The sequence below is a fragment of the Rathayibacter sp. AY1B4 genome (genome assembly GCF_002932815.1).
GTDB lineage: Bacteria > Actinomycetota > Actinomycetes > Actinomycetales > Microbacteriaceae > Rathayibacter.
In genome coordinates, this window is record NZ_PSWN01000010.1 from 57,564 (window position 1) to 72,420 (window position 14,857).

Consider the following 14,857-nt stretch of genomic DNA (forward strand, 5'->3'; position numbering starts at 1 on the left):
ACGAGCTCCGGCTCCTAGAGTTCGGGGATGCCCGAGGGAGACAGTGTGCACCGTCTCGCCGCCCGCCTCAGGCGGGCGGCGGACGGTCGCACCGTCCTCGAGGGCGAGCTGCGCTCCGGGGACGCGGCCGGCACCTCCCTCGCCGGGCTGAGGATCCTCGAGCACGACACCCACGGCAAGCACCTCCTCACCCGCTTCTCCGGCGGAACGACCCTGCACACCCACCTGCGGATGCAGGGCTCCTGGACCGTGACCGCTCCCGGCCGAGCGGTCCCCCGCTCGGTGCAGAAGGACGTCCGCGTCCGCCTCCGCCTCGACGACGGCTCGACCGTGTGGGGCATCGACCTCCCGGTCGTCGAGCTCCTCGCCACCCGCGACGAGCCGCGCGCCGTCGGGCCCCTCGGGCCCGACCCGCTCCGCGCGGACTGGGATGCCGACGAGGCCGTCCGGCGCCTCTCCCGCCTCCCGGACCGGCCCGTCGTCGCCGCACTCCTCGACCAGCGCTGCCTCGCGGGTCTCGGCAACCTCTGGGCCAACGAGGTCTGCTTCCTCCGCGGAGCCTGGCCCTGGCGGCCGATCGGCTCCCTCGACGTCCGCGCCCTCGTGGCGACCGCGGCGAGAGGCCTCCGCGCCTCCGTCACCGTCCCCGGGATGTTCCAGACCACCACCGGCGACACCCGCCGCGGCGAGCGGCACTGGGTCGCGGGGCGCGCCGGGCGCCCGTGCCTGCGCTGCGGCACGACGGTGCTCGTCCGCGACGAGGTCCGCGACGACCCCGAGCAGCGCCGCACCTGGTGGTGCCCGCACTGCCAGCCGGAGCAGGCGACCGCCGCCTGAAGCCCGCGTACCGCTGCCGACGGCCCGTGCGTAGGCTGGCCGCATGACGAACGAGTGGGGAACTCCGGATCCGTCCGCCCGGCGTGACCGGTCCGCGGAGGTCGTCCCGGCGGCCGCCTCCGGCGAGGAGGTGGAGACCGCCCGCGTCGAGGACGCCGAGCGCGCGCTCGCCGTGCGCGAGGTCAAGCGGCGCCGCGACTTCCTGGGATCGGTCGGCGGATGGGCGAGCGTCTCGGCGATCACGACCGCCGTCTGGGTCGGCACAGGGGCCGACGGCTACTTCTGGCCGATTTGGCCGATGATCGGGATCGGGATCGGCGTCGTCGGCCAGGCCGCGTCGATCTGGGGTCCCGCCCGCAAGGAGATCACCGAGGCGGACATCGCCGCCGAGATGCAGCGCCGGGAGAAGCGCGGCCGCTGATCAGTCCAGGCGGCCGACCGAGGTGACGCGGACGACGGCCGCACCCTGCTCGTCCGACTCGGCGAGGTCGACGGTCGCCGAGATCCCCCAGTCGTGGTCGCCGGCCGGATCGTCGAGGATCTGCCGCACGAGCCACTGCGTCGGCTCCTCCGTGACGAGCAGCATCTTCGGCCCCCGGGCGTCGGGCCCGATGCCGATGCTGTCGTGCTCGTCGTAGTAGTCGTCCAGCGCGGCGCCCCACGCGTCGGCGTCGAAGCCGGCGGCGGCGTCGAGCTCGCCGAGCGCCTCGTGGTCGTCGAGGGCGGCGAGGGTCACCCGGCGGAACATCTCGTTGCGCACCAGCACGCGGAAGGCGCGGTGGTTCGCGGTGAGGCGGCGCGGAGCGGGCGGCACGATCGCCTGGTCCGCCGCGTGGAGCGCCGGATTGACCAGCTCCTCCCACTCGTCGACCAGCGAGGAGTCGACCTGGCGCACGAGCTCGCCCAGCCACTCGATCAGGTCGTGCAGCTCCTCGTTCTTCAGCTCGTCGGGGATGGTCTGCCGGGCCGCGCGGAACGCGTCGGACAGGTAGCGCAGCACCAGTCCCTCCGAGCGGGAGAGCTTGTAGAACGCGGTGTACTCGCCGAAGGACATCGCCCGCTCGTACATGTCGCGCACGACCGACTTCGGCGAGAGCTCGAAGTCCTTCACCCACGGCTGCGCGGCGGTGTAGGTCTCGAAGGTCGCCTCGAGGAGCTCCTCGAGCGGCTTGGGGTGCGTGACGGACTCGAGCAGCTCCATCCGCTCCTCGTACTCGATCCCGTCGGCCTTCATCGCGGCGACGGCCTCGCCGCGGGCCTGGAACTGCTGGGCCCCCAGGATCGGGCGCGGGTCGTCGAGGGTCGCCTCGAGCACCGAGATCACGTCGAGCGCGAAGCTCGGCGACTCCGGGTCGAGAACGTCGAACACGGCCAGCGCGAACGGCGAGAGCGGCTGGTTGAGCGCGAAGTTCGGCTGCAGGTCGACGGTCAGGCGGATGCGGGTCACGCCGTCGGCGCCGACGCTCTGCTCGACCACTCCCGCCTCCCGCAGCGTCCGGTAGATGCCGAGCGCCCGGCGGGCCAGCTGCAGCTGCCGCTTCCACGGCTCGTGGTTGTCGAAGATCAGGGCGTGCACGTTCGCGTAGGCGTCGCCGCCGCGGGCGATCACGTTCAGCAGCATCGCCGAGGTGATCGTCATGTGCGAGGTCAGCGTCTCGGGCTCGGCGTCGACGAGCTTGCGGAAGCTCGGCTCCCCCCAGCTGACGAAGCCCTGCGGTGCGCGCTTGGCGACCCACTTCCTCCGCTTCTTCGGGTCGTCGCCCATCTTGTCGAGAGCCTTCCGGTTCTCGGACTCGTGCTCGGGGGCCTGCACGACCACGGTCCCGGCGGTGTCGTACCCGGCGCGACCGGCGCGGCCGGCGATCTGGTGGAACTCGCGGGCCGAGAGCTGGCGGGTCCGGGTGCCGTCGTACTTGGTCAGCGCGGTGAGCAGCACGGTGCGGATCGGGACGTTGATGCCGACGCCGAGGGTGTCCGTGCCGCAGATCACGCGCAGCATGCCCTGCTGGGCGAGCTGCTCGACCAGGCGGCGGTACTTCGGCAGCATGCCCGCGTGGTGCACGCCGATCCCCAGCCGGAGCAGCCGGGAGAGGGTCTTGCCGAACGCGGTGGTGAAGCGGAAGCCACCGATCACCTCGGCGATGCGGTCGCGGTGCTCGCGGGTGGCGATGTTCGCGCTGGTGAGCGCCTGCGCACGCTCGAGAGCGGCCGCCTGCGAGAAGTGCACGACGTAGACCGGCGACTGGTTCGTCGAGAGCAGCTCCTCGATGGAGTCGTGGATCGGCGCGATCTCGTAGAAGTAGTGCAGCGGCACCGGGCGCTCCACGCCGGTGACCCGGGCGGTCTCCCGGCCCGTACGGCGGCTGAGGTCGGCGGCGAGCGCCGTCACGTCGCCGAGGGTGGCCGACATCAGCACGAACTGCACGTGCGGGAGGGTGAGCAGCGGCACCTGCCACGCCCAGCCGCGCGCCGGGTCCGCGTAGAAGTGGAACTCGTCCATCACGACCTGGTCGACCGGGGTGTCCTCGCCGTGCCGGAGCGCGAGGTTCGCGAGGATCTCGGCCGTGCAGCAGATGATCGGCGCGTCGGCGTTCACCGAGGAGTCGCCGGTGACCATCCCGACGTTGGAGGCGCCGAAGACGTCGACCAGCGCGAAGAACTTCTCGGAGACGAGCGCCTTGATCGGCGCCGTGTAGAAGCTGCGGCGTCCGGAGGCGAGCGCCGCGGCGTGCGCGCCGATCGCGACGAGCGACTTCCCGGTGCCGGTGGGCGTCGAGAGGATCAGGTTGGAGCCGGAGGCGATCTCGAGCATGGACTCGTCCTGCGCCGGGTAGAGCGGGAGGCCGCGCGACTCCGCCCACTCGGTGAAGGCCAGGTAGACCGCGTCGTCGTCGACGCGCCCGTCCGCGTCGGGCGTCGGCATCCGGTCGAGCAGCGTCGAGGTCATCCCCCCATCCTCCCAGCCCGCGGCCCGTCGCTCAGGTGCGATCCGTCACGGACGGCCCGTGCGCCCCCGCCTCACGGGCCGCGGGTGACGGATCGGTCCGCCGGAGCGAGGGCCCCGTCGACGAGTCCGACGACGCGGTCGGCATCGGCCAGCACGGAGGGGTCGTGCGAGACGCAGACCACGGTCGCGCCGCGGTCCGCCTCCGCGCGCAGGACCGACCGGATCCGCTCCGCGCTCGCCGAGTCGAGGCCGGTGGTGGGCTCGTCCAGGAGCAGCAGGCCGGCCCCGCGGGCGAGCCCCTGGGCGAGGAGCGCCCGCTGCCGCTGACCGCCGGAGAGCACCGCGAAGGGCTCCCGGGCGAGCGCGGCGATCTCCATCCGCTCGAGCGCGGTGGCGATCGCGTCCGCCGCGCGCGCGTCGCTGCGGCGGAGGCGGCCGAGCCGACCCCAGGTGCCCACCGCGACCACGTCGCGCACCGTCACCGGGAGGCGGTCCGGGATCGACGCCCGCTGCGGCACGAAGGCGATCGCTCCGGTGACGTCCCGCGACCCGGACGTCAGTGGACGCACTCCCGCGATCACCTCCAGGAGCGTCGACTTGCCGGCGCCGTTCGGCCCGGCGATCACGGTGAGCGAGCACGCGGCGACGTCGAGATCGACCCCCGCGAGAGCGCGGCGGGAGCCGAAGTCGACGTGAGCGCCTCGGAGGCGGACCGGGGGCTCGGGCAGGGGTGAGACGTCCATCCCGACGAGCGTACAGGAGTGATAACTGTTCTCATTATCGTGTACGGTCGGGCACCATGCCCAGCCTCCTCGCCGGAATCCTCGAGCCGTTCGCTCTCGACTTCCTCCAGCGCGCCCTCCTCGGCGGCGTCCTCGTCGCGGTCCTCTGCGGCGTCGTCGGCACCTGGGTGGTCCTCCGCGGGATGGCCTTCCTCGGCGAGGCGCTCGCCCACGGGATGCTCCCCGGCGTCGCCCTCGCGACGGTGCTCGGCGCGCCCGTCCTCGTGGGCGGCGCAGCCAGCGCGGTGCTGATGAGCCTCGGCATCGCGGCCCTGCAGCGGCGCGGACGACTGTCCTACGACACCAGCATCGGCCTGCTCTTCGTCGCCATGCTGGCGCTGGGGGTCATCGTGATCTCGCACTCGGGCAGCTTCGCCACGGACGCGACCTCGATCCTCTTCGGCGACATCCTCGCGATCACTCCCGTCGACATCGGGCTGCTCGCCGCCGCCGCCGGAGTCGGCCTCCTCGTCGCAGCGGCCTTCCACCGCCCGCTCGTCGCCCTGGCGCTGGATCCGCGCATCGCCGCGGTGCTCGGCCTCGGTCCGCGCTCGGCTCAGGCCGCGCTGGTCGGCCTGGTGACCCTCGCCGTCGTCGCCTCCTACCAGGCGGTCGGCTCGCTCCTCGTCGTCGGGCTCCTGCTGGCTCCCGCGGTGGCCGCCGGTCACTGGACCACGCGCATCCCGACCCGGATGCTGCTCGCGTCGATCCTCGGCGCGGCCTCCGTGCTCGTCGGCCTGCTCGTCTCCTGGCACGCGGCCACGGCCGCGGGCGCCTCGGTCGCCGGCACGGCCATCGCGGTCGCCGCGGTGTCCTGGGCGATCCGCTCGGCCGCGTCGGCCCTCGCGTCCCGGTCGGGCCCTCAGCCGGTCGCCGCATGAGGCCCTGCCGGCACCGCTCCTCCCCCGCTCACCCTCGAAAGGACTCCGTGCACTCCCGAACCACCGCCTCCACCGTCCTCCTGGGCGCTCTCGCGCTGGGCCTGGCCGCCTGCTCGACCGATGCCTCCGCGCCGGCCGCGGACGACACGGGCTCCGGCCACGGCGCCGTCGCGAACGCCGCCGAGCTCGCCGAGCCGCGCCTGGGGCTGACGTCGATCGACCCGTCGGGCGCCGTGTCGCACCTCGACCTCCTCGACGAGACGGTCACCGGCCTCGGCACCATCGGCGCACCGAGCGCGATGACGACCGACGGCCGCTACCTCTTCGCCCAGACCGATGCGGGCGTCGAGATCGTCGACAGCGGCGTGTGGACCTGGGACCACGTGGACCACTTCCACTACTACCGCGCGGACCCCCGCCTGATCGGCACGGTCGAGGGCTCCGGGACGGCCGTCGTCGCCACGACGAACCTCTCGACCACCGGCGGAACCGGACTCTTCTTCCCCGACTCCGGCGAGGCGGTCCTCCTCGACACCGAGGCGCTGTCGAAGGGGGCGATCGTCGAGCGGTTCCGGAAGGACGTCGAGCCCGGACCCGGGATGGTCGTGCCCGTCGGCTCGTCCGCACTGGTGACCGAGGGGTCCGGATCCGGAGCGGCCGTCGCCGGCTACGACTCGGACGGCGAGCCGACGGGCCTCCGCGAGGCCTGCCCCGACCCCGCCGGGACGATCACCACCCGCGTCGGCGCCGTCATCGGCTGCTCCGACGGCGCACTCCTGGCGTCGATCGAGGACGAGGAGCTCATCGTCGAGCGGATCCCCTACCCCGCCGGCACCACCGCGCCACCCGCCGCCTCCTTCGACAACCGCGAGGGCCGCCCCACGGTCGCCGGCCTCGCCGGGGAAGCGGGCATCTGGCTCCTCGACACCCGGGAGCGCTCCTGGAGCCTCCTCCCCTCTCCCGCCCCGCTGGCGCAGGTCACCGCGGTGGACGACGCGGACGAGACCGTCCTCGCCCTCGCCGCCGACGGCCGCGTGCTGGTGCTCGACGGCTCCGACGGTGCGGTCCTCGCCGAGACCGCGCCCCTCGTCGCGGACACGACCGCGGACGGCTCGCGGCCCGTCCTGATCGCCGACCAGCAGCGGGCCTACCTCAGCGCGCCCGCCGAGCGGAAGCTGCACGAGATCGACTACGCGGACGGCGCGCGCCTCGCCCGCACCTTCGAGACCGCCACCGAGCCGGCCTTCACGGCGGAGACGGGCCGATGAGGCGCCGCTGGGCCCTCGCGTCCGCCGCGGCGGTCCTGCTCCTGTCGGGCTGCACGTTGGCGGAGGAGGACGAGAGGCCCCTCGTCATCGTCTCCACCAACATCCTCGGCGACGTCGTGGGCGAGCTCGTCGGCGACGAGGCGCAGGTCGTCACGCTGATGAAGCCCGACGCCGACCCGCACTCCTTCGAGATCTCGGCACAGGAGGCGGCGCGCCTGCGCTCCGCCGACCTCGTCGTCTCGAACGGGCTCGGACTCGAGGAGGGCCTGCAGCAGCACCTCGACGAGGCCTCCGCTGAGGACGTCCCCGCGTTCGTCGCCGGCGACGCCGTCGACGTCCTCGACTACAGCGAGGGCGACGCGGAGGGGAGCCCGGACTCGCACTTCTGGACGGACCCCGGCCGGATGATCGACGTCGTCGACTCCCTCGGGCCCGCGCTCGCCGCGCTCGACGGCGTCGATCCGACCGCGGTCCGGGACCGGACGGACGGCTACCGCGCCGAGCTCGAGCGGCTCGACTCCGAGATGGCCGCGGCGTTCGCCGCGATCCCGGCCGAGCGCCGCGCCCTCGTCACCAACCATCACGTCTTCGGGTACCTCGCCGACCGCTTCGACTTCGACGTCGTCGGCGCCGTCATCCCGGGAGGCACGACCCTCGCGGCGCCGTCCGCCTCCGACCTCGCCGACCTCGTCGACGCGGTCGAGCAGACCGGCGTCCCCACGATCTTCGCGGAGTCCTCGTCTCCCGACCGCCTGGTCCAGGCGCTGGCGAGCGAGGCCGACATCCGCGTGGAGGTGGTCGAGCTGTTCACGGAGTCCCTGACGGGGCCCGAGGGCGGCGCTCCCGACTACCTCGCCATGATGCGCGTCAACACGCAGCGCATCGCCACCGGGCTCTCCCCGTGAGCCCTCCGATCCACCACCAGGAAGAAGAAGCACCCATGCAGAATCCCCACGTCCGGCGGGCGGGCCTCGGCCTGATCGCCGCCTGCTCGATCACGGTCCTCGCGGCCTGCTCGTCGAGCTCGACCCCGGCCGCCGAGTCCTCCGCGTCCACCGCGCCGGCCACCGAGGCCGCGGCGGCCGCCGGCGCCCGCGTCGCCGTCGCCTACGAGGGCGGCATCCTCGTCCTCGACGGCGAGACCCTCGAGACCGTCGCGGACCTGGACTCCGAAGAGTTCACCCGCCTCAACCCCGCCGGCGACGACCGCCACGTCCTGGTCACCATGAGCGAGGGGTTCCAGCTCCTCGACACCGCCGCCGGCACCGGCGGCGAGCCGGAGCTGACGGACATCGTCTTCCCCGCGGACACTCCGGGCCACGTCGTCCGGCACGCCGGGAAGACCGTCCTCTACGCCGACGGCACGAGCGACACGACCGTCCTCGAGACCGCCGACCTGGCGTCCTCGGACGGGATGCCCGAGACCGAGACCATCCCGGGAGTCGAGGCGCACCACGGCGTCTCGATCGTCCTCGAGGACGGCACCTTCCTCACCACGGTCGGTGACGCCGACGGGCGCACCGGCATCGAGGTGCGCGACGCCTCCGGCGCCGTGACGGCCACGAACGACCAGTGCCCCGGTGTCCACGGAGAGGGCACGGCCGAGAACGAGGTCGTCGTCTTCGGCTGCGAGAACGGCGCCCTGGTCTACGACGGCGGCGAGATCACGAAGCTCGAGGCGCCGGACCAGCCGTACGGCCGCATGGGCAACGCCTGGGTCAGCGAGACCAGCCCGATCATCGTCGGCGACTACAAGGACGACCGCGACGCCGAGGGCTACCTCCTGCACCGCGTGGCGCTGATCGACACCGAGGCGAAGACCCTCGACGTCGTCGACCTGCCCGAGGGCGTCGAGTACACCTTCCGCGGCGTCGCCCGCGGCCCCGACGACCTGGCGTACATGATCGCCTCGGACGGCGCTATCCACGTGCTCGACCCCGAGACCGGCGAGCTGACCGCCTCCTACCCCGTCGTCGACGCCTGGGAGAGCCCGGTCGAGTGGCAGGACCCGCACCCCGCTATCACGGTCGCCGGGGACATCGCCTACGTGACCGACCCTGCCGCCGACAGCATCCACGCCGTCGACCTCACCACGGGAGAGGTCGTCGCCACGGGCGAGCTCGACGTCACACCGAACGAGATCGCCGTCGCCGCGAGCTGACCATCGGCACGGAGGAGGGGCGCGGGGCCGTGGGCTCCGTGCCCCTCCTGTTCACCTGGAGGGGCCAGGATCTCCGCATGACGACCGACTTCGATCTCGACCAGGTGGTGCGCGACGTGACCGCGAACGTGCGCAAGAAGTTCCCCGACCACTCCGAGGAGCAGGTCGCGCCGCTCGTGCGCGAGGAGCTCGCGGACCTGCAGGACCGGCCCGTGCAGGACTACCTGACGGTGCTCACGGAGCGAGCGGTCAAGCGCCGCCTCAAGCGCGAGGCGCGCGGGGAGTAGACCGGGTCAGGCGAGCGCCCGCTCGATCGACGCCCGCAGCGCCGGAGCCGGCCGGAGCGCACCCGCCTCCTCCGCCTCGAGGAGCGCCTGCGCGTCCGCCGGGCTGTGCTCGCGGTACCAGCGGTCGACCGGGACGCCGTGCCCGGGCCGGCTCAGCACCTCGACGGCGTCGCCCGCCTCCACCGATCCGCGGTGCAGCACCCGCAGGTACGCGCCGGTGCGCCCCTCGTCGGCGAAGCGCTTCACCCACTGCGGCTCTCCGAGGGCCCGCTGGAACGTCGCGCACGGCGTCCGCGGCATCGTCACCTCGACCTCGACCGCCTCGCCGATCCGCCAGCGCTCGCCGATCACGGCTCCGCTCACGTCGAGGCCCGCGATCCGCAGGTTCTCGCCGAACATCCCCGCGGCCACCGGCCGCCCCAGGCGCTCCGCCCACCAGACCGCGTCCTCGTCGGAGTAGGCGTAGAGCGCCTTGTCGAGGCCGCCGTGGTGCGCGCGATCGGCCTGCACGTCGCCGTAGAGGCCCAGGTCGCGCACTCCGACGGGACCCTCGACCGGCCGCTTGTCGATCGCGGTCACGCCGACCGTGCCGGAGTCGGGCAGGAGGCGGGCGACGCGGCACACGGCGAGCAGGCGGGGCATGCCGCCATGGTGCCAGCACTAGGCTCGCCGCGTGCGCGACGCGACCGCTCCTCCCCGGCTCGACCCCCTCCTCCTCGACGGCCTCGCCGAGGGGTACGCCGGGGACACGGGCGCCCGGGAGCACGCCGAAGGGCTGCGCTTCGCCGGCACCGACCTCACCGGCGCCGATCTCACCGCGGCCTCCTTCAGCGAGTGCGCGCTGGAGGGAGTGGTCCTGGACGGTGCCCAGCTGCGGGCCGCGTCGATCGCGGAGTCGCGGCTCGAGCGGCTGGACGTCCCCGGGCTCTCGGCGCCGCGGAGCCGGCTCCGATCCGTCGAGCTGCTCGCCTCGCGGCTGGGCTCGGCCGAGCTCTACGAGAGCACCTGGGAGCAGGTGCGCGTGGCCGACTGCAAGCTCGGCTACCTGAACCTCCGCGGCGCCGCGGTGCGCGACGTGCTGCTCGAGCGCTGCACGATCGACGAGCTCGACCTGGCGGGTGCGACCGGCACGCGGCTGAGCCTGGTCGACTGCGACGTCCGCTCCCTCGATCTCTCCCGGGCCCGGATCGAGCACCTCGATCTGCGCGGCGCCGAGCTGCACGTGCTCACCGGGCTGGACGGCCTCCGCGGCGCCACCCTCTCCGAGCTGCAGCTCAGCCTGCTGCTGCCGCTGTTCGCGGAGCACTTCGGGGTGCGGGTGGGCTGAGCCGGCGGTCCGCCTAGCGCCGGCGGGCGATCAGCCGCGTCAGAGCGCGGCGGCCGAGGAGGAATACGGCCAGCACGACGGCCGTCACGATCACGAAGCTCCACTGCACGCCCTGCCCGGAGGCGATCCGCAGGAGCATCCCGCCCGCGACGGTCACCGCCCAGACGACGAGCCCGGCGGGCACGATCCGGTCCGGGGAGCGCCACGAGCGCGTGACGACCCAGCCGAGCAGGAGCGCCGCCAGGAACGGCCAGAGCGTGGTGAGCAGGCCGATCAGCGCCGACCCCTCGTCGTGGCTCCCGCGGCCGATCAGCACGAAGACCAGGACGAGCACGGCGTCGAGGGCGAGGCCGAGGCCCGCGTGCCGGGTCATGCGGGCTCCGTCACGAAGTCGATGAGCTGCTCGACCCGGCCCAGCAGCGCCGGCTCCAGGTCCTGGAAGGTGCGCACCCGGCCGAGGATGCGCTGCCAGGCGCGCGCGATGTCGGCCTGCTCCTCGTGCGGCCAGCCGAGCGCCTCGCAGATCCCGTGCTTCCACTCGGTGCCGCGCGGGATCTCGGGCCAGCGCTCCAGGCCGATCCGGCCGGGCTTCACGGCCTGCCAGACGTCGATGTAGGGGTGGCCGACGACGAGGACGTGGGCGCCGTGCGGACCGGCGGCGACCTGGCCGGCGATCCGCGACTCCTTCGAGCCGCGCACCAGGTGGTCGACGAGCACGCCGATGCGGCGCCCCGGACCGGGCCGGAACTCGCGCACCAGCTCGTCGAGGTTGTCGACGCCCTCGATGTACTCGACGACGACGCCCTCGACCCGCAGGTCGTGGCCCCAGACCTTCTCGACCAGCTCGGCGTCGTGCCGGCCCTCGACGTAGATGCGGCTGGGCAGGGCGACCCGCGCCTTCGCGTCGGCGACGTGGAAGGAGCCGGAGGCGGAGCGCGCGCGACCGAGGCCGGCGTCGCGCTTCAGCCCGGGCGCCTTGAGCGACACGGGCTTCCCCTCGAGGAGGAACCCGGGCCCCAGCGGGAACACGCGGACCTTGCCGAACCGGTCCTCCAGCCGCACCATCCGCAGCTCCACGCCGAGCACGGCGCCCACGAAGCCGGAGGCGACCTCCTCGACCACCAGATCGCGCTCGGCCTCGACCACCGCCACCTCGACCCTGCCGCGGGCGCGCCAGTCGCCGGCGAGCACGTCCTGCCCGTACCTGTCCTCGTCCATCGCACCGAGGGTAGCCGGAGGCGCGCGGGGCGCCGCGCGGACACGGCGCATGCACCTCTGCTTACATGAGCAGATGACCGAGGACCTCGAACCCGCCGCCGAGCTCTTCAAGGTGCTGTCCTCCTCCTCCCGGCTGCGCCTGCTCCGGGCCCTCGCCGAGGAGACGTCGACGGTCGGGCGGCTGGCCGAGGTGACCGGGCTCTCGCAGCCGCTGGTCTCGCAGCACCTGCGGATGCTCCGCACCGCCGGGCTGGTCGCGGTCGAGCGCGTGGGCCGTGAGGCGCACTACTCCGTCGCCGACACCCACGTCACGCACATCGTCGACGACGCTGTCCGGCACGCCCTGGAGGGGTGACCTCCGTCCCTGTCGGGAACGATGATCGCTCTCGATTAGGCGCATCCATTGCAATGCGTTTATGGATCTGGTCGACTGGAGCCCGTCGCGTCCGCGGCCCCCGCATCCGGAAAGGCAGCACCATGAGCACCACCGATCTCCACGCCGAGCACCCCGTCACCGAGCACGAGCACGGCGAGGGCTGCGGCCACCCGGCCGTGCAGCACGAGGACCACGTCGACTACGTCCACGGCACGCACCACCACGCCCTGCACGGCGACCACTACGACGAGCACGAGTCGGAGGCCGAGCACTCGACCGCCGACCACGAGCACGGCGACGCCTGCGGCCACGAGACCGTGCAGCACGACGACCACGTGGACTTCGTCCACGACGGCCACAAGCACGCCGCTCACGCCGGCCACTACGACGAGCACTGAGGCCGTGCGCGACGGGAGGGCTCGCACCCTCCCGTCGGCGCTCAGCCCTGACGGGCCTTGAAGCGCGGGTTCAGCTTGTTGATCACGAAGACGCGGCCCCGGCGGCGGACCACCTGCGAGCCGGGCTGCGCCTTCATCGACCTGAGGGAGTTGCGGACCTTCACGGATGCTCCTGTCGTTAATGAGAACTGTTATCGATAGAGTAGCGGTCCATGGAGCCCCACCACCCCGCACCCCCCGTCCTCGCCGTCACCCTCGTCAGCGCGACCGACCCCCGGGACGCCGGGCGGACCGCCGCGCTCCTCGCCGGCAGGCCCGAGTCCCGGATCGCCTTCGAGGTCGATCCGCCCAGCGCCGACGGTCCCGCTCTCGCCGAGGAGCTCCACCGGCGCCTCGCGGCCGACGCCGACGACGGCCACCGCGGTCACACGGTCGTCGCCCTCGATGGCCAGGCCGACCCGCTCGAGATCGGACTCGTGCTCGAGCACCTCTGCGCGCAGCGGCATCCCGCCGACACCCGCATCGCGATCCTCGACGTGGTCGCCGTGACGTCGACGGAGGAGATCCTGCGCGTGCTCTGCGGCGGCGCGGGCCCCTCCTTCGACTCGGCGGAGCGCCTCGCCGCCCGCCTGGAGTTCTCGAGCCTCATCGCCCTCGCCGAGCCCCTCTCCGAGAGCGACCCCGAGCGGACCGCACTCGTCCGCGACCTCCTGCGAGCACTCGCCCCCACCGCCGATCTCCTCCCCGCCGGTGAGCTCCCGGCGGCGCCACGGAGGCTCCACCCCCGGCGCGCGCACGCGATCGCCTCCTCGATGGGCTGGCAGTGCGCCCTCAACGGGACCTCGCGGCGCCGCGCCTCGGGCACGACCGTCGAGGAGTTCGTGTTCCGCGATCCGCTGCCCTTCCACCCCGGCCGCCTGAGCACGGCGGTCCACGGGGAGCTGGTGGCGGAGAAGGTGGGCCGCATCCTCCGCTCCCGCGGCCTGGTGCGCCTGGCGACGCGCGCCGACCGGGTCGGCTCGTGGTCGGTCGCCGGCGACGTGCTGACGCTGGACCCGACCAGCCTGCTCAGCTGGGACGAGGACGCGCCTCTCGGCCAGGAGCTCGCCTTCTTCGGGACGGGCCTGGACACCGGGAGGCTGACCGCCGTCCTGCAGAGCTGCCTGCTCACCCCCGAGGAGCTGCTGGCCGGCCCCGCCGCCTGGGCGGAGTACGCGGACCCCTTCCCGCGCTGGGTGGACGACCACCGGCACTGAGCCGGGCGTCCTCCGCCGCGCGGGACTCGACGTGCGCGACCCGCCAAGGACACCATTCGGCGAATGGTCCTCCGAACGCGCCATCGGACTTCTGGAACCCGCCCGATCATTGATGACCTCCGATAACCCTGCAATTGTGACTGGTGTCAAAGATGACGTTGAGAGAAGGAGATGTTCTTGCCAGGCACCAGAAGATCGGTTCGAGCGCTGCTCATGGGCACCGTACTTGCTTTCACTTCATTGGTCGCGACACCTGCGACGGCCGATCCGGGAGTCGTCACAGCGACCCGAACAGCAGAATCGACAATGCAATCTTTCGGCTTGCTCACGCCTATCGCCGCCTCCAGTGAAGGCGCCGCTCGACTAAGCTCCGAATCAGAGCACCTGGAGCCGAGCGGCTCCCTCTCGACGAAGTCCGGCCTCACGGTCGAATACAGGAACCACAGCGTCGGCATCACTCCAGGAACCGCTGTCCGATCGGCGAGCGTCGGGCCTTCAGGCGCGCTCGTCTACAACATGAGCGACTCCTACGATTACGCGTTCACAGGGGCAGGCCATGTTCTCAATGCGGGCTTTGCTCTCATCAAGGACCAGGCAGCCCCATCTGATTACAGATTCGACGTGACCGTGGATGGAGAACCCGCCATCCTTGAGTTCATCGATCACTCGGTTGCGGTGAAGGATTCACACGGACGGACCGTCAACTTCATAAATCCGGCCTGGGCCTCAGATTCCACCGGCGCTCCTGTCAGGACCAGTTTCTCGATCGACGGCGGCACGCTGGTGCAGAGAGTGCATCACACGGGCGCATCCTATCCCGTGGTCGCCGACCCCAGCCTCGCCTGTGACATCGCATTCTGTACAATCATGCTCAACAGAACCGAGACGAAAACCGCGTCGCAATCTACCGCAGCAGCGGCAGGATTACTGTGCGGATCAATGACGGCCGCATTCGCCCCCATCGGAGCGGTGTGCGGCGCTTACGGCGCCGTATTCCACGTCGCCGCAGTTCAAGCGAACAACTCTGGCCAGTGCCTCGGCGCACGCTACCTCACTATAGGTGGCTCTCTGCACCCGGTCATCCAGCGCTGTTAGAGCGCGCGAAGAACAGCGAAGGAG

The 14,857-nt window shown here is 72.5% G+C and carries 18 protein-coding genes; 12 read left to right on the top strand and 6 right to left on the bottom strand.

The window, feature by feature from the left end:
• Positions 1-27 precede the first annotated feature (27 nt).
• The gene (locus C5D66_RS08910) at positions 28-837 is read left to right on the top strand and encodes a DNA-formamidopyrimidine glycosylase family protein (RefSeq protein ID WP_104255820.1); all 810 of its coding nucleotides are present in this window, start codon (positions 28-30) and stop codon (positions 835-837) included.
• A 43-nt stretch (positions 838-880) separates the two neighbouring features.
• Positions 881-1,258 (top strand): 2TM domain-containing protein, encoded by a 378-nt coding sequence (locus tag C5D66_RS08915; protein ID WP_104222259.1) that lies wholly within the window; start codon positions 881-883, stop codon positions 1,256-1,258.
• Here the strand turns inward: C5D66_RS08915 and C5D66_RS08920 are convergent, their stop codons facing one another.
• Both C5D66_RS08920 and aztA read right to left on the bottom strand, forming a co-directional pair.
• Complete coding sequence (locus C5D66_RS08920) at positions 1,259-3,784, bottom strand: RNA helicase (RefSeq protein ID WP_104250621.1); 2,526 nt, start codon at positions 3,782-3,784, stop codon at positions 1,259-1,261.
• Between the two features lie 71 nt (positions 3,785-3,855).
• Positions 3,856-4,527 (bottom strand): zinc ABC transporter ATP-binding protein AztA, encoded by a 672-nt coding sequence (gene aztA / locus C5D66_RS08925; RefSeq protein WP_104255821.1) that lies wholly within the window; start codon positions 4,525-4,527, stop codon positions 3,856-3,858.
• A 56-nt stretch (positions 4,528-4,583) separates the two neighbouring features.
• On the opposite strand from aztA, the gene aztB reads away from it, so the two are divergent.
• The 5 genes from aztB to C5D66_RS08950 all read left to right on the top strand — a co-directional run bounded on the left by aztB (position 4,584) and on the right by C5D66_RS08950 (position 9,163).
• Positions 4,584-5,447, top strand: coding sequence for a zinc ABC transporter permease AztB (aztB, locus tag C5D66_RS08930; protein ID WP_104255822.1), 864 nt, complete (start codon positions 4,584-4,586; stop codon positions 5,445-5,447).
• Between the two features lie 47 nt (positions 5,448-5,494).
• Positions 5,495-6,715, top strand: a complete 1,221-nt coding sequence (locus C5D66_RS08935; protein WP_104255823.1) for an ABC transporter — start codon at positions 5,495-5,497, stop codon at positions 6,713-6,715.
• Positions 6,712-7,620, top strand: a complete 909-nt coding sequence (gene aztC, locus C5D66_RS08940; RefSeq protein WP_104255824.1) for a zinc ABC transporter substrate-binding protein AztC — start codon at positions 6,712-6,714, stop codon at positions 7,618-7,620. The genes C5D66_RS08935 and aztC overlap by 4 nt, the downstream gene beginning before the upstream one ends.
• Positions 7,621-7,655: 35 nt before the next feature.
• Positions 7,656-8,876 (top strand): zinc metallochaperone AztD, encoded by a 1,221-nt coding sequence (gene aztD / locus C5D66_RS08945; RefSeq protein WP_104255825.1) that lies wholly within the window; start codon positions 7,656-7,658, stop codon positions 8,874-8,876.
• A 77-nt stretch (positions 8,877-8,953) separates the two neighbouring features.
• A complete protein-coding gene (locus C5D66_RS08950; protein ID WP_104262881.1) occupies positions 8,954-9,163 on the top strand; it encodes a three-helix bundle dimerization domain-containing protein in 210 nt (69 codons plus the stop codon).
• 6 nt (positions 9,164-9,169) lie between these two features.
• Here the strand turns inward: C5D66_RS08950 and C5D66_RS08955 are convergent, their stop codons facing one another.
• Positions 9,170-9,805: an MOSC domain-containing protein gene (locus tag C5D66_RS08955; RefSeq protein WP_104255826.1), complete on the bottom strand. Its 636-nt coding sequence runs from the start codon at positions 9,803-9,805 to the stop codon at positions 9,170-9,172.
• A 31-nt stretch (positions 9,806-9,836) separates the two neighbouring features.
• On the opposite strand from C5D66_RS08955, the gene C5D66_RS08960 reads away from it, so the two are divergent.
• Positions 9,837-10,490: a pentapeptide repeat-containing protein gene (locus C5D66_RS08960; protein WP_104255827.1), complete on the top strand. Its 654-nt coding sequence runs from the start codon at positions 9,837-9,839 to the stop codon at positions 10,488-10,490.
• A gap of 13 nt (positions 10,491-10,503) precedes the next feature.
• Here C5D66_RS08960 and C5D66_RS08965 read toward each other — a convergent pair whose 3' ends face one another.
• Positions 10,504-10,863, bottom strand: coding sequence for a DUF3054 domain-containing protein (locus tag C5D66_RS08965; protein ID WP_104233715.1), 360 nt, complete (start codon positions 10,861-10,863; stop codon positions 10,504-10,506).
• Entirely contained in the window at positions 10,860-11,708 is an 849-nt protein-coding gene (locus tag C5D66_RS08970; protein ID WP_104255828.1) for a DUF3097 domain-containing protein, read from the bottom strand. Before C5D66_RS08970 ends, C5D66_RS08965 begins: the two co-directional genes overlap by 4 nt.
• A 73-nt stretch (positions 11,709-11,781) precedes the next feature.
• Here C5D66_RS08970 and C5D66_RS08975 point away from each other — a divergent pair, with 73 nt between their 5' ends.
• Positions 11,782-12,063, top strand: a complete 282-nt coding sequence (locus C5D66_RS08975) for a helix-turn-helix transcriptional regulator (RefSeq protein ID WP_104222235.1) — start codon at positions 11,782-11,784, stop codon at positions 12,061-12,063.
• 122 nt (positions 12,064-12,185) lie between these two features.
• Positions 12,186-12,482 carry a hypothetical protein gene (locus tag C5D66_RS17460; protein WP_104222233.1) on the top strand — a complete coding sequence of 99 codons (297 nt, stop codon included), beginning with the start codon at positions 12,186-12,188 and terminating at the stop codon, positions 12,480-12,482.
• A 41-nt stretch (positions 12,483-12,523) separates the two neighbouring features.
• On the opposite strand, the gene ykgO is transcribed toward C5D66_RS17460, so the two are convergent.
• Positions 12,524-12,646: a type B 50S ribosomal protein L36 gene (gene ykgO / locus C5D66_RS08985; RefSeq protein WP_104226896.1), complete on the bottom strand. Its 123-nt coding sequence runs from the start codon at positions 12,644-12,646 to the stop codon at positions 12,524-12,526.
• 48 nt (positions 12,647-12,694) lie between these two features.
• Here ykgO and C5D66_RS08990 point away from each other — a divergent pair, with 48 nt between their 5' ends.
• On the top strand, positions 12,695-13,738 hold the full coding sequence (locus tag C5D66_RS08990) for a GTP-binding protein (protein WP_104255829.1): 1,044 nt from the start codon (positions 12,695-12,697) through the stop codon (positions 13,736-13,738).
• A 306-nt stretch (positions 13,739-14,044) separates the two neighbouring features.
• Positions 14,045-14,833: a hypothetical protein gene (locus C5D66_RS16770; protein WP_146084794.1), complete on the top strand. Its 789-nt coding sequence runs from the start codon at positions 14,045-14,047 to the stop codon at positions 14,831-14,833.
• Positions 14,834-14,857 lie beyond the last annotated feature (24 nt).